Origin of the sequence: Photobacterium lutimaris (genome assembly GCF_003025555.1) — a bacterium.
GTDB lineage: Bacteria > Pseudomonadota > Gammaproteobacteria > Enterobacterales > Vibrionaceae > Photobacterium > Photobacterium lutimaris.
The window spans coordinates 82909-103254 of record NZ_PYMH01000015.1 but is presented as its reverse complement, the minus strand read 5'-3'; the positions used below and the strand labels follow the sequence as shown (position 1 = coordinate 103254).

The window sequence follows — 20346 nt, the reverse complement described above, 5'->3', positions numbered from 1 at the left end:
AGACCACATCCAACCTCTTTCTGCCCCGAACAGCAGGAAAAAGTATAAAAAAAGCCCTCCGTCTGGAGGGCCTCAATCATGCTTCATTCGCTAGGCTTATTCTGCTTCAGGCGTTTGTGGTGAGTCGATTTCAAAACGAGTCACCCGCTGCAGGCCACGTGGCAGCATGCTACCCCGCCGGCCGCGCTCACCTCGGAAATTATCTAGGTCAGCAGGCTTGAGCCCTAGCTTACGCTTGCCAGCATACAATGTCAGGTGGCTACCTTTTGGCAACACAACCAACTGTGATAAAAACTCTTCCCGCGACTTCGAGCGGGCCGCTGGAATATTGATGATCTTGTTCCCTTTACCTTTGCCGAGCTGAGGCAGTTCTTTGATCGGGAACAGCAGCATCCGCCCTTCGTTGGTAATCGCAAGGATCTCGTCATTGTCCAAATCAGCAATACACTGCGGCGGCACCACTTCGGCATTTTCCGGTACCGTCAACAAGGCTTTGCCGTTCTTGTTCTTAGACACCATGTCACTGCATTTACAGATGAAACCGTATCCGGCATCCGACCCCATCAACCATAGCTGATCATCATCGGACATCATGACCTGACGGATATGGCTTCCCGGAGTCAGGTTGAGGCGGCCAGTGACCGGTTCGCCTTGGCTGCGAGCTGATGGCAGGCTATGGGATTCCAACGCATAGCTGCGTCCATCCGACCCCAGTAAAACAGCCGGTTGGTTACTCTTGCCACGGGCATGGGCCAGATAGCCATCTCCCGATTTGTAGCTCAAGGAAGTAGGGTCAACCTCATGTCCCTTGGCATGGCGGACCCAGCCTTTCTCAGACAATACAACCGTAATCGCTTCAGACGGGATCAGCTCACGCTCGGTCAACGCCTTCGCTTCTTCTCGCTCAACCAATGGCGAGCGGCGATCATCGCCATACTTCTCGGCATCAGCCAAGATTTCTTTCTTGATCAACGTGTTCAGGCGACGCTCTGAGCCCAGTAACTTCTCTAAGTAATCGCGCTCTTTCGATAGCTCATCCTGTTCACCACGGATCTTAATTTCTTCCAGCTTGGCCAACTGGCGAAGCTTGATTTCCAAGATCGCATCTGCTTGGATGGCTGACAGCTCGAAACGAGACATCAACTCGGCTTTCGGATCATCCTCAGTACGGATGATTTCGATAACCTCATCAATATTAAGGTAAGCTGCCAACAAACCCTCAAGGATATGCAAACGGGCATTCACCTTGTCCAAACGATACTGCAAGCGGCGACGCACCGTGGTACGGCGGAATTCGATCCACTCAGAAACGATCTGAACCAACCCCTTAACCTGCGGACGGCCATCAAGGCCCAGCATATTGAGGTTAACACGGAAGCTCTTTTCCAAATCGGTAGAAGCAAACAGGTGGTTCATCAACTGCTCACTATCAACCCGGTTAGAACGTGGCACAATGACAATACGGGTCGGGTTTTCATGATCTGACTCATCACGTAAGTCTTCGACCATCGGCAGCTTCTTGGCGCGCATCTGGCTGGCGATCTGCTCAAGCAGCTTCGAGCCCGAGACTTGGTGTGGCAAGGCGGTGATCACGATATCACCGCTTTCCTTGTGCCATACCGCACGCATTCTGATACTGCCGCGGCCGCTGCGGTAGACTTTTTTCAGATCGGTTTTCGAGGTAATGATTTCTGCTTCGGTCGGGTAGTCCGGCCCTTGGACAAACGCCATGACCTCATCAAGTTCCGCTTTCGGGTTCTCAATCAGGTGCACCGCGGCATTGGCCACTTCACGGGCATTGTGCGGCGGGATATCCGTCGCCATACCGACGGCAATACCGGTTACACCATTTAGCAAGATATGCGGCAGGCGAGCAGGCAGCATCTTCGGCTCTTTCATCGTGCCGTCAAAGTTCAGCCCCCAGTCAACCGTGCCTTGGCCCAACTCCGCGAGTAGCACTTCAGAGAAGCGTGACAAACGAGATTCGGTGTAACGCATTGCGGCGAAGGACTTCGGATCATCCGGTGCACCCCAGTTACCCTGGCCGTCGACAAGTGGATAGCGGTAGGAGAATGGCTGCGCCATCAAGACCATGGCTTCGTAACATGCCGAGTCGCCGTGCGGGTGGTACTTACCCAGTACATCACCGACGGTACGCGCCGACTTCTTGTATTTCGCCGTTGCCGACAGTCCTAGCTCGGACATCGCATAGATAATGCGGCGCTGAACGGGCTTGAGGCCATCACCGATAAACGGCAAGGCACGATCCATGATCACGTACATGGAGTAATTGAGGTAGGCATCTTCGGTAAACTTCCGTAGCGGAAGCTGTTCTACGCCATCCATTGAGACATCAGTCATCGTTGGGTATTCCGTTTATGTTTCCAGCCCGGGCGCATAACATCACTCGAGCTATCAAATCATCAGGCAAGGCCCGCCGCCATACAGGACTGTACTGGCAGGCCCGGTCAATCACACTTCGGCCATATCGCCTTTGCTCTGCAGCCAGTGGCGGCGGTCTTCCGCTCGCTTCTTGCCCAGCAACATATCCATCATCTCGTTGGTCTGCTCATCATCATCGATAGTCAGCTGAACCAGACGGCGGGTATTGGGATCCATGGTGGTTTCGCGCAACTGGAGTGGGTTCATCTCACCCAGACCTTTGAAGCGCTGAACATTGACCTTGCCGCGCTTGTTGCTAAGACGATCGAGGATCCCGTCTTTCTCTGCATCATCCAAGGCGTAATAGACTTCCTTACCAAGGTCGATCCGGTACAGCGGCGGCATGGCAATATACACATGGCCAGCACGAACCAGAGACTCGAAGTGGCGGACAAACAGAGCGCATAGCAGAGTCGCAATGTGTAAACCATCCGAGTCGGCATCGGCAAGAACGCAGATTTTACCGTAGCGCAAGCCACTAAGATCATCACTGTCCGGGTCGATCCCCAGTGCCACCGAAATATCATGCACTTCCTGCGAGGCCAGTACCTGATCGGCAGAGACTTCCCAGGTGTTCAAGATCTTACCTCGCAGCGGCATAATCGCCTGGAATACACGGTCACGGGCCTGCTTGGCCGAGCCGCCAGCCGAGTCACCCTCGACCAAGAACAGTTCAGTTCGAGACAAGTCCTGCTGCGAACAGTCTGCCAACTTACCCGGCAATGCTGGGCCCGAAGCGACCTTCTTACGTACCACTTTCTTGCTGGCACGCATCCGGCGATGGGCATTGGCAATACACACCTCAGCCAACTGCTCAGCAAGTTGCGGACGCTCGTTCAACCACAGGCTAAAGGCATCTTTTACCACACCAGAGACAAATGCTGCACACTGGCGCGATGACAAGCGCTCTTTGGTCTGGCCGGCAAATTGCGGATCCTGCATCTTCACCGATAACACGTAAGCACAGCGATCCCAGATATCATCGGCCGTCAGCTTCACGCCGCGGGGCAACAGGTTACGGAATTCACAGAACTCACGCATTGCATCGAGCAACCCCTGACGCAGGCCGTTGACATGCGTACCACCTTGAGCCGTCGGGATAAGGTTAACGTAACTTTCGGTGATCAACTCACCGCCTTCCGGCAACCATAGCAATGCCCAGTCAGCCGCTTCACTCTGGCCACTGAAGACACCGGTAAACGGTTCTTCCGGCAGCAGGGTATACCCCTTGACACCTTCAGCCAGGTAGTCCTTCAATCCGTCTTCGTAGCACCAACGGATGGTTTCATCATTGGTTTTATCGGTAAAGACAATTTCCAGTCCCGGGCAAAGCACCGCTTTGGCCTTGAGGTTGCTTTTGAGGCGAGAGACAGAGAACTTCGGGCTGTCGAAATACTTCGGATTCGGCCAGAAATGAACACTGGTTCCTTTGGCACGGCGGCCACAAGTACCAATCACTTCCAGCTCACTGACCTTATCGCCATTTTCAAAGGCGATCTGGTAGACCTGGCCATCACGTTTCACCGTGACTTCTACCCGGTTAGACAAGGCATTTACTACCGAGATCCCTACCCCGTGCAGACCACCAGAGAACTGGTAGTTTTTGCCTGAAAATTTACCACCGGCGTGAAGCTTACATAGGATCAGTTCGACCCCGGAAACCCCTTCTTCCGGATGAATATCTACTGGCATCCCCCGTCCGTCATCAATCACTTCCAGCGACTGATCCGCATGAAGAATGACCTCTACCTTGCGGGCATGGCCAGCCAAGGCTTCATCGACACTGTTATCGATGACTTCCTGGCCAAGGTGGTTTGGCCGTACCGTGTCGGTATACATCCCCGGACGGCGGCGTACTGGCTCAAGGCCATTTAGAACCTCTATGGCTCCAGCGTTATAGCTTTGATCTGTCATAATTACGGAAAGTTACTGAATAATTTTTTGCCACAATAGTCAGTAACCCCAGCTCGGTTGTCAAGCTGGGGTCGAAAATGTGGCCCACAAATGTGAGTCGAATTTGATCCAAGTCGGGACAAATTCCTCTCAAGCAACAGGTGCTCGAAAGGTATTACAATCCCAAGAATTGAATGATTTGTTCAGGATAACGATCAAATCCGACAAAACTGTGATCCCCTTCGGGTTCAACGGTTTGCCGGCAGGACGAGTATTTCTCGACAGCCTGGCGATAATCCAGCACTTCGTCACCTTCTTGTTGCAGCAGCCACAGCTGCTCGGGACGGCTAAGTTGGGCCACATCCATCTGGCGCAGTTCATCCATATGTTGGGGCTCAAGGAAGTAACGCTCACCGGTGTAAGGATTTTCTTGCTCACCCAAATAGTCCTGCAACAGCTCATAAGGCTTAACCGCAGGGTTAACCAAGACAGCTGGTAATTGATAACGGTCATTGAGCCATGTGGAGATGTAGCCTCCCAGCGAACTGCCGACCAACGCTATCTGGTATTCATGACGTAATGATTGCACCAGCTCATCAATAAACGTCGCCGCCTCCAAAGGATAGCAAGGCATTTGCGGGATCTCGACCCGGATATCCGGTCGCTCACGCTGGCAGTATTCCGCCATCTGGGTTGCCTTGAGCGATTTCGGAGAGCTATTAAAGCCATGGATATACAGTAGCAATGGCTTCATCTAGTAACCTGCAGATTCAAAGTTGGGTGTAAAATCATGGCCTTCCAGGCGGCAGACTTGGGTATCGAGCTGCCCGTCGCTATGCAAAATAAGATAGCGCCATCCCGGTCCTTTCTGGTCCAGTGCAAAGTCATGGGAGTCAGGCTGAAACTGGATGCAAGTCGACGGTGTCGCGAGCACCCTTACCCCTTGCTGGATTCGGTCCAGCTCTTGGTGAATATGGCCACACAAAACCGTCTTCACCTGCGGGTAGCGTCCAATTACCTGCCAGAACGGCTCACTGTTATGCAGCTGATGCTGATCCAGCCAAGTGCTTCCAGCTGGCAACGGGTGATGATGCAAGAGGACCAGTGCATGGCGCTCCGGCTGGGCTGATAGCGCCAGCTCTAGCATCTCGAGCTGAGCCAGGCTCAACTCGCCATGGGGGACCCCTTGGACCTGGCTATCAAGCAGGATCACTTGCCAGTACTCACCGGCCAAAACCTGGTGGCAAGGCTTGATTTGTGCTGAAGGCAAAACCGCTTTCATGCTCGGCTGATAGTCATGGTTACCCGGCAGCCAGAAACATGGCTGCGACCAACGAGCAATACCATCGCAAAAGCGCTGGTAGGAATGTTCGGTATGATCTTGTGAGATGTCACCCGTCGCCACAATGGCATCAAAAGGGCGCGCAGCAGTGTCTACCGCATCCAACACGGCATGAAAACTGTCTTTTGTCGCAACACCCAACAAACTGCCGCCATCGTCGGCAAAAAGGTGGGTATCGGTAATTTGCAGGAGAACCACACTATCGCGGCTCGTCTGTGGCAGAGTAAAAGTCTGCAAAACGTCAAAAACCTTGTCTATCTGATTCTGTTAACAAACCGACTGTCTGCTGATCCCGTTTTTAAGGCAGTATACCAACCAGTCTCCCAGAAAACGGTTAACCTGATGCTTCTCATCTTTCTGGTGCATCCGCATGTTGGGGTAATCATACCTTGGCTTCAGACGCGAAGTCTGCTGAGCGGAACACACTTCTGCGACCCTAGCATCGTGGTACAGCCTGATCGTCATTTTCGGGATCAGGTAATCCGGCAGCGATTCCTCTGCCTTGAGCTGTAATTCAACCACTGTGGTATAACGGGTCGACTCAGTAATGGTCAGATGATATTCCTGTTCCAAAACACAATAAATGCAATGATCGCCGACCTGATCGCTTTTTGGTAGCAATGGGAGCAGCTTCGCATAGTTGGTTTCGTAGAGTCGCATGATACCAGCAAAATCAACAGTGTATCTTCTATTCAATCGGTATCCTCAGTGGTCGTGATCGTCTAAGGAGCAGCTTGCAACCGAGTGTAGTTCAATTGCAGCCATTGCAAGGCAATGATCGAGGCTGCATTCTCAATTTTACCAGATTCTACCCAACGGTAGGCATCTTCTCGAGAAACCACGTGCACTTTGATATCTTCGCCTTCCTCTGCCAAGCCATGGATACCACCGGCAAGGGTGCTGTCGACCTCACCGACAAAGATATCCAACGTTTCGGAGCAACCACCGGAGCTTGACAGGTAACGGGTAATTTTATGCAGCGGCCCAACATCAAGACCGGCTTCTTCCACGGCTTCCCGGCGCACGACCTCGACCGGCTGCTCGCCGGGTTCGATAATGCCGGCCACGATCTCCAGCTGCCACGGCGAGCAGCCCTCGGCCGCCATCGCACCAACCCGGAACTGTTCAACCAGCACCACCTGGTCGGTAGCAGGATCATACGGCAGCATGGCCGCAGCATGGCCGCGCTCGAACAGCTCGCGATCCATCGGCTCGCTCCAGCCACCAGCAAATAAGCGATGGCGAAAACGGTACTTCACCATGCTAAAAAAACCGTTGAACAATGGTTCCCGCGCGATGACGTCGACATCACTTGTCGAAAATTGTTCCGGGCCACTGTTCTTATTTGCATTTTTTGCCATGTTTTATCCCTTTAGCCCTTGCGAACGCGGCCTCCGGCCGACGAAAGTCGTATATGATTCCATCCCCGCCAAGGAACGGCAATGATTTAATTCAACATTTATGACAATACTTATGATTTTTTTTAAGTCCATTTCGCTAACGAACGGATTAGAATCACAATTAATCCAGTAAAATATCGTAAAATAAAGTAAATTGTTCAAAGATCAGTTTCAGGCAAGGAAACATAGGTTAAACTGGAGCCTTGCTCTTATTTTTGTCAGGATCAGGATAGGCATACATGAAAAAATTGCTTCCGCTTATTGTTAGCTTTGCGCTTGGCGGTCTTAGCCATACTGCACTGGCTGATGATCTCGCCGAAATCTACCAACAAGCAAAACAAAATGACCCCCAGCTGCTACGTGCGGCTGCCGATAAAGACACTGCGTTCGAAGCGATTAACTCAACCCGAAGTGCGCTGCTACCACAGATTAACCTAACGGCTGGCTATAACATCTCCCGTATGGATGGTGATGCCGACGGTTTCAACGGCGGTATAAGCCTAGATCAGTCGATCTACAACCGCGCCAGCTGGGTAAACCTAGATATTAGCGAGAAGGTTGCCCGCCAGAGCGATGCATTCTATGCAACCTCCCAGCAAGGCCTGATCCTGCGTGTTTCTGACGCCTACTTTGCCGTGCTTCGTGCAATGGACGATCTGGAATTCGTCCGTGCAGAGAAAGCCGCCGTTGGCCGCCAGCTAGAGCAAACCAAACAGCGTTTCGAAGTCGGCCTATCGGCGATTACCGATGTGCACGATGCCCAAGCTCAGTTCGATAGCGTGCTGGCTGATGAGATCTTGGCAGAAAATGCCCTGACCAACAGCTACGAAGGCCTACGTGAAATCACGGGTCAAGAGCACACTAACCTGAGCATTCTGGATACCCGTCGCTTTAGTGCCAGTGCACCAAAGTCTCGCGTGGAAAGCCTGCTTAAAGATGCCGAGACAGAAAACCTTAGCCTGTTGACCTCTCGCATTTCACAAGATATCGCCCGTGATCAAATCACTCTGGCAGAATCTGGCCACTTGCCAACCCTGTCTTTCAATGCCGGCTACAACTACGATGAAAAACAGTCATTTAATGACGACGGTACACTGAACGCAGGGATCAACCTGGCGCTACCTGTCTACACCGGTGGCCGCGTGACGTCTGAAGTGAAGCAGGCCCAGTTCGGCTATGTTTCCGCCAGTGAAGATCTGGAAGGCTCCTACCGCAGCGTTGTACGAGACGTTCGCGCTTTCTACAACAACATCAATGCGTCTATCGGTGCCCTGCGCGCTTACCAACAGTCCGTTGTGTCTGCCCAGTCAGCACTTGAAGCGACTGAAGCCGGTTTCGATGTCGGTACCCGTACGATTGTCGATGTACTGGATGCGACCCGTCGCCTGTATGATGCCAACCGCCAGCTGGCCAATGCCCGCTACGATTACATCATCAGCCAGCTTCAGCTAAAACAAGCTGTAGGCTCACTGACCGAGCAGGACGTAGTCGACGTGAACGCCGGCCTAGTCAAAGCGAAATAATCACAACCTAGCAAAACAAGCCAGGCATAAAAAAAGCGCCATCAGCAATGATGGCGCTTTTTTATTATCTTGATAAGACCCGGAGGTGACTAGCCTCGGCCCCCTTTGATTGCCTCGATAATTTCAGTGGTCGAGCAACCGTCTTCGAAGTTAAGCACCAAGACTTGACCGCCAGCAGCAATCACTTCCTGACCACCGGCGATCTCTTCCGGTTTGTAGTCGCCGCCTTTTACCAGCAGGGTTGGCAAAATTTCACTGATCAAGCGCTGTGGCGTCTCTTCGCTAAATGGCACCACCCAGTCAACCGCGCCCAAACCTGCCAATACCGCCATACGGCGATCTTCCGGATTGACCGGACGGCCCGGGCCTTTGAGAGCCTGTACTGAGCTGTCAGAGTTCACGGCTACGATCAGGCGGTCACCCAATTTCGCCGCCTCATTAAGATACGCCACATGACCAGCATGTAAAATATCGAAGCAGCCATTGGTCATCACCACTTTCTCACCACGGGCACGGGCTGTTTTCACTGCCTGCTTGAGCTGAGCTTCGCTGATCACCCCAAAACCGCTGTCCTGGCTACCATGGATCGCTTCGGTCAGCTCAATGGTCGATAGGGTCGAGGTACCCAGCTTGCCGACCACAACACCAGCCGCGGCATTCGCCAGTTTGCATGAGTCAGACAGCGACTTACCCGCTGCTAACGATGCAGCCAGTATCGATATGACCGTATCACCGGCACCGGTCACGTCATACACTTCCTTGGCCTGCGTCGGCATATGCAGTGGCTCTTGGCCTTTTTGCAGTAGCGTCATGCCATGCTCACTGCGCGTTACCAGCAGTGCATCGAATTCATAACGCTCGATCAGGGCCAGGCCTTTCTCAACCAAGTCTTGATCCGACTGGGTTTTACCCGCTACGGTTTCAAACTCGGACAGGTTAGGAGTAAGCAAAGTGGCACCACGGTAGCGTTCAAAGTCCGCCCCTTTCGGGTCGACCATCACAGGGATGCCGGACTTGCGCGCCAGTTGGATCATCGCCTGCACATGCTCAAGGGCACCCTTGGCATAATCAGACAGCACCACGACCTTGCTTGAAGGCAGTGCTTGCTCCATACGCGGTAAAATCACATCCGCTGGCACATTATGAAAACCTTCTTCGAAATCCAGCCGGATCATCTGCTGGCCACGGCTCATGACGCGCAGCTTGGTGATGGTCGGGTAATCCGGCAGCGTCACGAAGTCACAGCGTACATCCAGTGACGACAGTTTTTCAGACAGCGCACGGGCCGGCTCATCAATCCCCGTCAGACCAACCAACCGGGCGTGTCCACCCAATGCTGCAATATTCATTGCCACATTCGCGGCGCCACCCGGACGCTCCTCAACCTGATCAACTTTTACCACAGGAACGGGGGCTTCAGGGGAAATACGACCTGTCGGCCCATACCAGTAACGATCCAGCATGACATCACCCACGACCAGCACGCCTGCTTGATCATAATCAGGAAGAGTCAGTTTCATTTTTTTCTCCGGGATTGTGTTAACCCCCAAATATTAACACAAAGCCAAATTAGCATGCATCTGCTCAGGGGATTTCAACGGTAATTCAATTACAAAGAGCGGGGTCATGCCCCCGCACATAGATTTTCTGCGCGCCCGGGTTAGGTACCGGGCTCCAGCAATGCCTGCCAGATCTGCTGCACCGCCAAGCGTTCAGCTGAAAACCGGCCTTCTTCCACGTAAGCCGGTAGGCCGAGCAGGCTCAGGCGATGAATTTCATCACGCATCACACAGTAAGCGTGCTTGAGCTGCATCGCTTGCTCTGGCGCCAAGATATCGTAGTTCGCCATGGTCTCGAATAGGCGGACATTATCAGACCAGCGGATCAGGGCTTTTTCCTCTGCCGCATGCAGCAGCACCAAGTACTGGGCCAGAAACTCGATATCGGTGATCCCGCCTTCATCCTGCTTAAGGCCGAACATGCCAGCCTTTTTGCTGCCCAGGTGATCGCGCATTTTATGGCGCATTTCCACCACTTCCTTGCGCAAAGGGTCGGCTTCTCGGGGGCTCATCAGAATCGTTTGCCTCACTGCGGCAAATGCCTGCTTGAGCGGGCCATCACCATATATCATCCTGGCTCTGACCAAAGCTTGGTGCTCCCAAGTCCACGCGTCTTTCTGCTGGTAATCGGCAAACGCGTCCATGGTACTCACCAGCAACCCTGAGGCTCCCGATGGGCGGAGGCGAACATCGACGTCATACAGCACGCCCGAGGCGGTGCGGGTAGAAAACAAGTGGACAATCCGCTGTGCCAGACGCAGATAGAACTGGCGGCCGTCGATTTCTTTGCGGCCGTTGGTGTATACATGATCGGGGCAGTCGTGCAAGAACACCAGATCCAAATCCGAGCCATAGCCCAGCTCCCAGCCACCGACCTTGCCATAGCCCAATACTGCAAACCCGCGCCCGCTTCGCTCGAGCAGGTGAGTCGGCTCGCCGAATTTTTCCACCATCTGCAACCAAGCTTGATTGACCACCGCCGCAACAATGGCCTCGGACAGATAGGTCAGGTGATCGCTCACTTTCATCAACGGCAGTGCCCCGGCAATATCTGCCGCCGCAATGCGCAGTAACTGGGTCTGCTTGAACTGACGGATCGCCTCCATCTGCTGCTCCATATCCTCTTCCGGGATCCGGGCAAGGAACTCGCGCAGCTCGTCACCGTAATGCTCCAGCGGTGTCGGGTTATACAAGTGCTGGGGATCGAGCAGCTCATCGAGCAAAATCGGATACTGGGCCAGCTGGGTTGCCACCATCGGACTGGCGGCGCACAAGCGCACCAACTGATCAAGGGCCGCCGGGTGCTCACTGAGCAGCTCGAGGTAAGTGGTCCGGGTGGCGATCCGGACGATCAGTTTACACACCCGCTCCAGGACCGCTGGGGCATCATCACGGGTGACTATCAACATCAGTACCGCCGGCATCAACTTGGCCAATACCTCGCGCCCTCTGGGGCCAAGGGTGCGCTTGGAGAGCTCGGCTTTCATATTGGTCAAGATGGCAAGCTGGCTGTCGGCCTCAGGGGCGTTGAGCTCGGTAAGAACCGCCGTCACGACCTCGGCGTCTTTGATCATTGCCCACATTTCATGGAATTGGGCTGTCGCCACGCTCTGCGGCTCTTCCTCATCGGCACCGATAATGTCATCAAAGACGTCATGGATTGCCGCCATATGCTGCTCAACAGCCCGCTGCAGCCCGAGCCAGTCCTCAAACCCCATCGCCACGGCCAGCCGGCATTGGTCCAGCGGTTTGTCCGGCAAAGCCTGTGTTTGTTTATCATCGATAGCCTGAAGCAGATTTTCCAGTCGGCGCAAAAACGCATAACCCCGCTCCAAGTCATCAACCTGCTTCTGAGGCAGCAGCCCCTGCGTTTTCATCGCCTGGAGGGTTTCGCGCAAACCACGACCACGCAACTCCGGTGTCCGGCCTCCGCGGATCAGCTGGAACGACTGGGCAATAAACTCCACTTCACGGATCCCGCCCGGCCCAAGCTTGATATTGTTGGTCAAACCGCGGCGGCGAACTTCACTGCTGATCATCGCTTTCATGCGCCGCAACGACTGGATGGCACTGAAATCTATATAGCGGCGGAACACAAACGGCCGCAGCATCTGCCGCAGTTCCTGGTACTGAGAGAAGCTTTCTTTGCCCATCACTCGGGCCTTGATCATGGCATAGCGCTCCCAGTCACGCCCCTGCTCCTGGTAATAATCTTCCAGTGCCGCGTAGCTCATCACCAAAGGGCCACTGTCGCCAAACGGACGCAGGCGCATATCAACCCGATAGCAGAACCCGTCAAAGGTTTGCTGATCGAGCGCTTTGATCAAGCGCTGGCCCAAACGGGTAAAGAACTGGGCATTGGCCAAGCTGCGCCGCCCGCCCTGGGTCTCGCCGTTTTCCGGATAAGTGAAGATCAAATCGATATCAGATGAAAAGTTCAGCTCACCGCCACCCAGCTTGCCCATCCCGAGGATCAACATTGGCTGAGCCTCGCCGTTGCTGTTCATCGGGGTTCCCCACTCGCGGCAGCACTGATCGTAGAGCCAGTTATAAGCCTCCATGATCATCGCTTCTGCCAGCATAGACAGGTGGTTCAGGCTTAAGTCCAGACTGTTGTGGCCGATAAAATCACGCCAGGCAATCCAGACCATTTCGCGTTGGCGGAACTGACGCAAAATCCGCATCATGCCCGCCTCATCCTGCACGGTTGCTAGCAACTGGGCAAGCTCGGCTCGGTAATCATCCGCCCGGCCAGGATCGTCTAAATGTAAGGCCAGCCACGGTAATAAGGCGGCGTCACGTACGACCGAGGCTGTCACAAAGTCGCTGTAAGCCAATACTTGTTTGAGCTCGTCGAGCTTATCCTGAGGCCAGCCAGCGATTGCATCAGGCTGGGCATTGCTAACCTTGTCCCACGCCTTTTCCATTGCGGCCTGGAGGTGATCCTGCACGGTCATAGGGGTTCCTTTTCAAATACCTGTCGTCTTAATCTGCCCAGCAGGTGACAGCGAGAAAAACCGCACTGCCAAGCCGGATATTGATTGTCATTACGATAGCACAACGCCCGCCAAGGGCGGGCGTTGATTTGGCTGAATTTCAGCGTATTGCTAAGCCGTTAACCTACACATGGAAGGCTTGGATTTTCTTTTCCAGTTCAGAGGCATGACCTTGCATGGCATCCGATGTTTCCGACAGCTCGGTGACCACCACGACCGATGCTTCCACCAGTTCACGGACATTGGTCAAGTTCTGGTTCATTTCATCGGCCACGCCACTTTGCTGCTCGGCCGCCGAGGCAATCTGGAAGTTCATGTCATTGATCAGCCCCACCTGCTCGACAATCTTATCCAGCTCCCCACCGGCACTGGTTACGAGCTCAACCCCTTCGGCAGCTTCAACAACACTTTGCTCCATCAGACCGACAGCCTGCTGAGCGCTGGACTGCAATTGGGATATCATCTCTTGGATCTCAACCGTCGCGGTCTGGGTACGCTGGGCAAGGTTGCGTACTTCATCGGCCACCACCGCAAAGCCCCGGCCCGCATCGCCAGCACGGGCCGCTTCGATAGCGGCATTCAGTGCCAGCAAGTTGGTCTGCTCGGAAATGCTCTGGATCGTGACGATCACACTGCCGATCTGCTCAACCCGCTCTTCCACTTGATTAACAGCATTGGCCGACTGACTGATGTCCTGCGACAACTGGTTAATGGTACCAATCGTCTTTGACACGAACTGCTGGCCCTGTATGGCTTGGCCCGACGTCCCTTCCGTGGCACCGGATGCTTCGCGGGCATGCTCGGCAACGGTTTGCACCGTCGAGGTCATTTCGCTCATCGCCGACGCCAGTTGGTCGATTTCATTAAATTCTTCCTGCGCAGACTCCTTGGTTTCTACCATGCTGATCGACATCACCTCGGCCAAGCCCGCGAGTTCACCAGCGGCATCGCGCTGACTGCAGATCACATCGCGGAGCTGAAGGCGGGTCTTTTCCAGCTCTTTGGCCAAGTTGCCATACTCATCACGGCATTCCATGACAATGGGTTGGGTCAAGTCGCGGGCAGCCAAGCGCTTGATGTTATCGGCTAAATATTGGGTCTGACGCAGCATGACATGGGAGCCAGTTAGCAGGATCACCACAAAAGCAAAGATCATCAATGCGGTTTGCCATGCAACCTGCACCAAGTAATCCTGGTAGTAAGCATCGGCTTCTGAGGCGGGCTGGGAAGCCACTACCACCCAATTAAGGCGCGGTAATTCGACCGCATATTCAAAGCGGGACTGATCGGAGAAGTTCAGGCTGGCCTGTCCTGCCAGTTGCTGCAAGGCACGGTTAAGGCTACCTTGGCTGTCAACACTGCCCTGCAGTTCAGACAACGCCCGGGCACCCGGGTGGCCGATAACTTTATTGCTTCCCCGCTCGACTAAATAGACATAAGCCCCGCCATTCATCGCTGCCGCCTGGGCGGTGACAACACTCTCCACCAACACTATATCCTGTTGGCTAGCCGATGGCAGCGCCTGTATAACAGCAGCCGTAGCCAACGCTTGTTCTTTCGCCCTGTCCTGCTGGATTTCCACCACCGATTGATAGAAGGTGCTAGCATCCCAAAGCTGCTTACCAACCAGCAGGATGGTACTGAACACCATCAGCAATAACAGCTTGGGAACCAAGCGAATATTTGTCAGCCCTTTTTCCCATGGCTTAAAAACCATTTTGGTCATGCACTATCTCCATATATTCTTATTACACCCCAGAGCAAGAGTTACTTGGTCATCCTTATGACCGGTCGCCATGTATGGGGAAGTAGGGATTCAGTGCCTAAAAATCTATTTATTTTTCGCACCGAAACAATAACCCTCATTCTATCTATCGGCTGCGCAGTTAAAAAATTTAATGATGAAAAAGATCGACTCCGTCAAATATGAACTCAATCCGATGAGCCTGATGTCACTCGTGCTATCGTTTATATCATTGACTATTGTGACCACCATGATTTTCTTGCCCAAGCAGAGTAACGGTTATTTGCTGCTGCTTGGTATCGACACGTTTATCTGTTTGGTCTTTTGGTGTCAGTTACTGGCTGATTTATTCCGCAGCAAGGACAAGCCCCGCTACCTCAGAGCCCACTGGCTTGATTTTGTCGCCAGTATCCCGATCATCGAGCAGATCCGCTTTGCCCGCTTACTGCAAATCTTCCGGGTGATCCGCCTGATCCGCTCCAGCCACCAAATCCTCAACCAAATCCGCAGCAACCGCCGTGAAGCCACCATCGCCAGTATTTTCTTGCTGTTGACGATATTGGTATCGATCGGCTCAGCCCTGATGCTGATCCTGGAAGGCAATGTGCCGGAGTCCAATATCAAGGACGCCACTGATGCCCTATGGTGGGTTTTCGTGACCATTTCCACGGTGGGTTATGGCGACCACTATCCAGTGACCATGATGGGGAAGGTACTGGCAGCCGTGATTATTATTTGTGGGGTCGGCTTGTTCGGTATGGTGGCGGGCTTGGTCAGCTCTATCATTTCCGATCCCGAACAAAAGAAAGAGCAGGACGATGCCCGCCACGAGCGAGAATGGCAAGCGATGCTGGCCAACCAACAGCGACTGATAGAGCGCCTAGAGGCGATAGAAAATAAATTAGACAAGAACTAACCCATAAAAAAACACCCGGCTCATGGCCGGGTGTTGGTAAGTTCTCGCTGTGGCGCTTACGGCCAGTATGGGACCAGCTCAATCCCCATCTGGCGGGTCTGATCCATCGCATGGATCAGAGATTCTTCCTTACGCTGCAGCCATTTCTCTATCTGGCTACGATCCTCTTCATCATCCTGCTGGCCCAGTAGCTGGCGTACCGGCTCGAGGTGGCGCAGATCTTCAATTCCCTGCAACAAATCCAGCCAAGGCATCCGAAAGACCAAGCGCTTATCTTCTTCGTATAAAGAAGCAAAGCTCAGACCGCTCATCAGATTACGGACCAAACGCGATTGCTGGTCAAGATAATCAATCCGGTTGAGCTGCCGCTCAGCCGGAAAGACATCCAGCAGCTCCTGCCATGAGCGAGACAGCATATTATCGGCAAAGCCTTTGACCGGTTCAGCTAGGCGTGCCCGGGACTTATCATCGAGGAACGGCTGCCAGCCGCGACTCAGCAGCCAGCGACTCAAGTCAAGCAACAGGCCGCAATAGCGGGCCGAGCTCAGCAGTAACAACATTTCATTGTCATCAGGCAGATCTGCCTGACACGCTTCAAGCTGTTTAACCAGCTCCTTGCGCGCATTGAGTTTTTTCAGGGCATGGCCTTTTTCCGCCAGCAAATAATCCAAACCGGCCGCGTCACCCAGCCAGTCCAACTCGCCTTCCAGCCATTGCAGTTCCTGGCGCAGCAAGGCGCTAGCCCGGCGTGGGATCATGCCACTAAAAATCACCAAAGTCTGACGAAGCAAGCCCAGCGCCTGCTGAATTTGCACCAGCGCAGCGGGTTCTTGGCACTCGGCAAAGATTTGTTCATGGTAATGCCAGTGACCAAGCGCATGCTCGACCGTTTTGACAAACACCACTTCGACGGATTCGCTGCCATCGAGTTTGACCGGGGCCAGCTGAGCGACATCATCACCCTGGTAGCCTGCCGCCAGGCGATAGCCCCGCGCTGCTTTGCTCAGGTTGCCCAGCCGCATGCCACCCTCAGTACACAATTGACGGGCCAAGGTAAACAAGGCGTCGGTCTGACCGGATTTCAACTCGAGTTCGACTTCGCAAATCGGCGAGGTTTCGCCATTGGCACTGACTTCGCCCTGATCAAAGGCCAATTCTATCTGGCTGCCATCCGGCATCGCGACGAGCCATTGTTGACGGACAAAATCAGTAGAGAATAGTGGTTTCAATTGCTGCTGAGTATGCTCAATATCAATCCCTTCCGGCCAAGCATCCGCTGGGTGCAGGCAGAGATCGGGGTCAGTACTCTTGGTTTCGGCATTGTATTCCGGACGCTGGTGCAAGCCGGCGACCACGCGACCCGCGGTCTTTAATGTTTGGACAAATACATCATCAAAACGACGGATCCGAAGACCGATGTCGTGCTGGCGAAGAATTTGGTCTGGGGTGTCGAAGTAGACATTGCCTAACTCACGACGACTTTGCTGCAGAACTTTCGCTTCAGCGATTTTTTTGAGTAGCTGGCTCGAAAATTCTGGTGAGACGAAAAACTTCAGTTCTATCTCAGTTTCCATAGTTCTACCTATAAACAGTGGCAAACCAAGGATATTGGCAATTGCACTCAGGGGCAAGCATGAAATATCAACAAAACCTTGATCGAAATTAGTTCCCCTATACTTACTTATGCGTTACCATGCGCGCCTTAATGACCATCGCTCAAGAATTAGCCACTTAAGGCACTTTCTAGGTTATTCGGCTATGCCAGTAAATACTATTATGGGGCTATTTGCTAAGTCCCCAATCAAACCATTGCAACGTCACGTTACTCGCGTAAATGATTGTTGTGAACTACTTGTCCCTTTCTTCGAAGCCTGTAAGGCGGGTGATTGGGAGCAGGCGGCTGTCCTGCGCGAGCAAATTTCCCAGCTTGAAAAAGATGCGGATGTGCTCAAGCGTGAGATCCGTCTGAAACTTCCTCGTGGTCTGTTCATGCCAGTCGATCGTACTGACATGCTAGGCCTGCTGACCCAGCAAGATAAGCTTGCCAATCTGTCAAAAGACATTGCAGGTCGTGTCTTGGGTCGCCAGCTTCAGATTCCTTCCGAAATGTACCCTGACTTTATTGCCTACGTTCAACGTTGTCTTGACGCCGCCAATCAGGCGAACCGAGTGATCAACGAACTGGACGAACTTCTTGAAACAGGCTTTAAAGGTAGGGAAGTAACGCTCGTGGCAGAGATGATCAACCAGCTTGATGTTATCGAAGACGATACTGACAGCATGCAAATCAAACTTCGCCAACAGCTCATGTCCATCGAAGACCAATACAGTCCGGTGGATATCATGTTCCTTTACAAGATTCTCGAGTGGGTTGGTGCTATTGCTGATCAGGCACAGCGTGTCGGCTCTCGTCTTGAAATCATGCTATCGCGCTCATAAGCGAAAGAGTGTAACAAAAACAAGGTTTTACAATGGAAATCCTGGCTAACTACGGCACCATTCTTATTTTGGTGGCGGCTTTTTTTGGTCTATTGATGGCTATTGGTATTGGCGCAAACGATGTTGCCAACGCCATGGGTACCTCGGTTGGTTCGAAAGCACTGACCGTTAAACAAGCAATCATCATTGCGATGATCTTTGAGTTTGCGGGTGCTTACCTAGCAGGTGGTGAAGTAACAGATACCATCCGTAAAGGGGTTATCGAAACCTCTCTCTATGCTGCCAATCCTGAAGTATTGGTGTACGGCATGATGTCGGCCCTACTGGCTGCGGGTACTTGGCTACTGGTTGCATCCTATATGGGTTGGCCGGTGTCGACTACTCACTCCATTATTGGTGCCATCATCGGTTTTGCCTGTGTTTCAGCGGGTACAGAAGCTGTTGACTGGAGCTCGGTACAGGGCATCGTCGGTAGCTGGCTTATCACTCCGTTGATCTCGGGGCTGTTTGCTTATGCCATTTTCATTAGCGCCCAGCGCCTGATTTTCGATACCGATAATCCAATTGTAAATGCAAAGCGCTTTGTGCCTGTCTACATGTTCATGACCACGATCGTCATCGCTCTTGTGACTATCAAGAAGGGTCTGAAGCATGTCGGTCTTCACCTGTCTAGCGGTGAAGCATGGCTTGCCGCTATTGCAGTGTCACTCATTGTAATGGTGTTTGGTTACATTTATATTAATCGCAAGTACACAGATGACGGTACGTCAGTAGATAGTAACGGTTATGCCGGTGTTGAGCGTATTTTCAGCCTGCTGATGGTGGTTACAGCTTGTGCGATGGCCTTTGCCCACGGCTCTAACGACGTAGCCAATGCTATCGGTCCTCTTTCTGCCGTTGTCTCTACTGTTCAACATATGGGTGAAATCACGGCCAAGAGCCAAATCGCTTGGTGGATCTTGCCATTGGGTGGTTTTGGTATCGTTGTCGGTCTGGCAACCATGGGTCACAAGGTGATGGCGACCGTTGGTACCGGTATTACCGAACTAACGCCAAGCCGTGGCTTTGCTGCACAGCTAGCGACCGCATCAACCGTTGTGCTTGCTTCTGGTACAGGTCTTCCTATTTCAACCACGCAGACCCTAGTCGGTGGTGTCATTGGTGTTGCCTTTGCTCGCGGTATCGCGGCATTGAATCTTGGTGTGGTACGTAATATCGTTGCATCTTGGGTTGTTACCCTGCCTGCTGGCGCCCTGCTTGCAGTCATTTTCTTCTACGTAATGCAAGCAGTGTTTGGTTAAACACCGTCAAAGCGGGCTCAAGATCAAAAGAGGGAGGCGATGCCTCCCTCTTTTCTTGCACCCAGCCCACAAAATTCTTAGACTTTGCCTCTTAGAGAAAAAACAGGCTCTCCCCCAAGGAATCAAATTGTGAAGCAGCTAATCAGCTTACTATTATTCACTTGTGCAATGGCGACCATGCCTGCACAGGCTCAAACTCGGTATATATCCGACAATCTATTTACCTATATGCACAATGGGCCAAGCACCCAATACCGCATTACGGGCAGCGTGAACGCCGGCACCAAAGTTGACCTGCTGGAAACCAACCGCGAGACGGGATTCAGTAAAGTCCGTGATAACCGCGGTCGTACCGGCTGGGTTAACTCTGATTTCGTTTCACCGCAAGTTGGTCTGAAAGTGCGTTTTCCGGCCCTGGAGAAAGAACTGACAGAGGTCAAAGCCCAGCTTGAAGAAGCCCTTGAGTCAGGCGACGAGAAAACCGCTAGCCTGCAGAACTCACTCAAGCTTCGCAATGAGCAGATTTCCGACCTGGAAACCCAGAACGGTCAGCTGAACGAACAGCTGATGACATCGCAAGCAGAGATCCGCGAATTGCGTGCCCGTCTGGACACCCAAAAAGACGACCTGCTGATGCGCTGGTTCACCTATGGCGGAATGGTTGCCGGTGGTGGTTTGCTATTTGGTCTGGTTCTGCCTCACCTTATCCCACGTCGCCGTAAACGCAACAACGGCTGGGCATAACCCGGCCAATGGTACGGGTAAAGAAAAAGGCAGCTTCGCTGCCTTTT

General features: G+C 53.0%; 15 protein-coding genes. 5 read left to right on the top strand and 10 right to left on the bottom strand.

Annotation, left to right across the window (positions count from 1 at the left end; translation table 11 throughout):
• Nucleotides 1-96: 96 nt before the first annotated feature.
• The 6 genes from parC to nudF all read right to left on the bottom strand — a co-directional run bounded on the left by parC (nucleotide 97) and on the right by nudF (nucleotide 7038).
• A complete protein-coding gene (gene parC, locus C9I99_RS22955; protein WP_107351162.1) occupies nucleotides 97-2361 on the bottom strand; it encodes a DNA topoisomerase IV subunit A in 2265 nt (754 codons plus the stop codon).
• Between the two features lie 111 nt (nucleotides 2362-2472).
• On the bottom strand, nucleotides 2473-4356 hold the full coding sequence (gene parE, locus C9I99_RS22950; protein ID WP_107351161.1) for a DNA topoisomerase IV subunit B: 1884 nt from the start codon (nucleotides 4354-4356) through the stop codon (nucleotides 2473-2475).
• Nucleotides 4357-4510: 154 nt separating this feature from the next.
• Entirely contained in the window at nucleotides 4511-5089 is a 579-nt protein-coding gene (yqiA, locus tag C9I99_RS22945) for an esterase YqiA (protein WP_107351160.1), read from the bottom strand.
• Nucleotides 5090-5914 (bottom strand): 3',5'-cyclic-AMP phosphodiesterase, encoded by an 825-nt coding sequence (gene cpdA, locus C9I99_RS22940; RefSeq protein ID WP_107351159.1) that lies wholly within the window; start codon nucleotides 5912-5914, stop codon nucleotides 5090-5092.
• Nucleotides 5915-5944: 30 nt separating this feature from the next.
• Nucleotides 5945-6373: a DUF1249 family protein gene (locus C9I99_RS22935; protein ID WP_107351158.1), complete on the bottom strand. Its 429-nt coding sequence runs from the start codon at nucleotides 6371-6373 to the stop codon at nucleotides 5945-5947.
• A gap of 26 nt (nucleotides 6374-6399) precedes the next feature.
• The gene (nudF, locus tag C9I99_RS22930; RefSeq protein ID WP_107351157.1) at nucleotides 6400-7038 is read right to left on the bottom strand and encodes an ADP-ribose diphosphatase; all 639 of its coding nucleotides are present in this window, start codon (nucleotides 7036-7038) and stop codon (nucleotides 6400-6402) included.
• Nucleotides 7039-7316: 278 nt separating this feature from the next.
• Here nudF and tolC point away from each other — a divergent pair, with 278 nt between their 5' ends.
• Nucleotides 7317-8600: an outer membrane channel protein TolC gene (gene tolC / locus C9I99_RS22925; RefSeq protein ID WP_107351156.1), complete on the top strand. Its 1284-nt coding sequence runs from the start codon at nucleotides 7317-7319 to the stop codon at nucleotides 8598-8600.
• A gap of 89 nt (nucleotides 8601-8689) precedes the next feature.
• On the opposite strand, the gene hldE is transcribed toward tolC, so the two are convergent.
• From hldE to C9I99_RS22910, 3 genes are all read right to left on the bottom strand, one after another.
• Nucleotides 8690-10120 carry a bifunctional D-glycero-beta-D-manno-heptose-7-phosphate kinase/D-glycero-beta-D-manno-heptose 1-phosphate adenylyltransferase HldE gene (gene hldE, locus C9I99_RS22920; RefSeq protein ID WP_107351155.1) on the bottom strand — a complete coding sequence of 477 codons (1431 nt, stop codon included), beginning with the start codon at nucleotides 10118-10120 and terminating at the stop codon, nucleotides 8690-8692.
• Between the two features lie 140 nt (nucleotides 10121-10260).
• Nucleotides 10261-13116, bottom strand: a complete 2856-nt coding sequence (gene glnE / locus C9I99_RS22915) for a bifunctional [glutamate--ammonia ligase]-adenylyl-L-tyrosine phosphorylase/[glutamate--ammonia-ligase] adenylyltransferase (protein WP_107351154.1) — start codon at nucleotides 13114-13116, stop codon at nucleotides 10261-10263.
• 163 nt (nucleotides 13117-13279) lie between these two features.
• On the bottom strand, nucleotides 13280-14881 hold the full coding sequence (locus C9I99_RS22910; protein ID WP_107351153.1) for a methyl-accepting chemotaxis protein: 1602 nt from the start codon (nucleotides 14879-14881) through the stop codon (nucleotides 13280-13282).
• Between the two features lie 175 nt (nucleotides 14882-15056).
• Between C9I99_RS22910 and C9I99_RS22905 the strand changes: the two genes are divergently transcribed.
• Nucleotides 15057-15815: a potassium channel family protein gene (locus tag C9I99_RS22905; protein WP_107351196.1), complete on the top strand. Its 759-nt coding sequence runs from the start codon at nucleotides 15057-15059 to the stop codon at nucleotides 15813-15815.
• A gap of 56 nt (nucleotides 15816-15871) precedes the next feature.
• Here C9I99_RS22905 and C9I99_RS22900 read toward each other — a convergent pair whose 3' ends face one another.
• Complete coding sequence (locus tag C9I99_RS22900; protein WP_107351152.1) at nucleotides 15872-17389, bottom strand: CYTH and CHAD domain-containing protein; 1518 nt, start codon at nucleotides 17387-17389, stop codon at nucleotides 15872-15874.
• A 184-nt stretch (nucleotides 17390-17573) separates the two neighbouring features.
• On the opposite strand from C9I99_RS22900, the gene C9I99_RS22895 reads away from it, so the two are divergent.
• From C9I99_RS22895 to C9I99_RS22885, 3 genes are all read left to right on the top strand, one after another.
• Nucleotides 17574-18254, top strand: coding sequence for a TIGR00153 family protein (locus C9I99_RS22895; protein WP_107351151.1), 681 nt, complete (start codon nucleotides 17574-17576; stop codon nucleotides 18252-18254).
• 32 nt (nucleotides 18255-18286) lie between these two features.
• Nucleotides 18287-19555 carry an inorganic phosphate transporter gene (locus tag C9I99_RS22890; RefSeq protein ID WP_107351150.1) on the top strand — a complete coding sequence of 423 codons (1269 nt, stop codon included), beginning with the start codon at nucleotides 18287-18289 and terminating at the stop codon, nucleotides 19553-19555.
• A 129-nt stretch (nucleotides 19556-19684) separates the two neighbouring features.
• Nucleotides 19685-20299 carry a TIGR04211 family SH3 domain-containing protein gene (locus C9I99_RS22885; RefSeq protein WP_107351149.1) on the top strand — a complete coding sequence of 205 codons (615 nt, stop codon included), beginning with the start codon at nucleotides 19685-19687 and terminating at the stop codon, nucleotides 20297-20299.
• The last annotated feature ends 47 nt before the right edge of the window (nucleotides 20300-20346 follow it).

Bases quoted from the DNA above. Each gene is read 5' to 3' on its own strand.
- nudF (WP_107351157.1), bottom strand. From the start codon at position 7,038: ATGGCAAAAAATGCAAATAAGAACAGTGGCCCGGAACAATTTTCGACA.
- glnE (WP_107351154.1), bottom strand. From the start codon at position 13,116: ATGACCGTGCAGGATCACCTCCAGGCCGCAATGGAAAAGGCGTGGGAC.
- C9I99_RS22905 (WP_107351196.1), top strand. From the start codon at position 15,057: ATGAAAAAGATCGACTCCGTCAAATATGAACTCAATCCGATGAGCCTG.
- C9I99_RS22910 (WP_107351153.1), bottom strand. From the start codon at position 14,881: ATGACCAAAATGGTTTTTAAGCCATGGGAAAAAGGGCTGACAAATATT.
- C9I99_RS22890 (WP_107351150.1), top strand. From the start codon at position 18,287: ATGGAAATCCTGGCTAACTACGGCACCATTCTTATTTTGGTGGCGGCT.
- parE (WP_107351161.1), bottom strand. From the start codon at position 4,356: ATGACAGATCAAAGCTATAACGCTGGAGCCATAGAGGTTCTAAATGGC.
- C9I99_RS22895 (WP_107351151.1), top strand. From the start codon at position 17,574: ATGCCAGTAAATACTATTATGGGGCTATTTGCTAAGTCCCCAATCAAA.
- tolC (WP_107351156.1), top strand. From the start codon at position 7,317: ATGAAAAAATTGCTTCCGCTTATTGTTAGCTTTGCGCTTGGCGGTCTT.
- parC (WP_107351162.1), bottom strand. From the start codon at position 2,361: ATGACTGATGTCTCAATGGATGGCGTAGAACAGCTTCCGCTACGGAAG.
- hldE (WP_107351155.1), bottom strand. From the start codon at position 10,120: ATGAAACTGACTCTTCCTGATTATGATCAAGCAGGCGTGCTGGTCGTG.
- yqiA (WP_107351160.1), bottom strand. From the start codon at position 5,089: ATGAAGCCATTGCTACTGTATATCCATGGCTTTAATAGCTCTCCGAAA.
- C9I99_RS22900 (WP_107351152.1), bottom strand. From the start codon at position 17,389: ATGGAAACTGAGATAGAACTGAAGTTTTTCGTCTCACCAGAATTTTCG.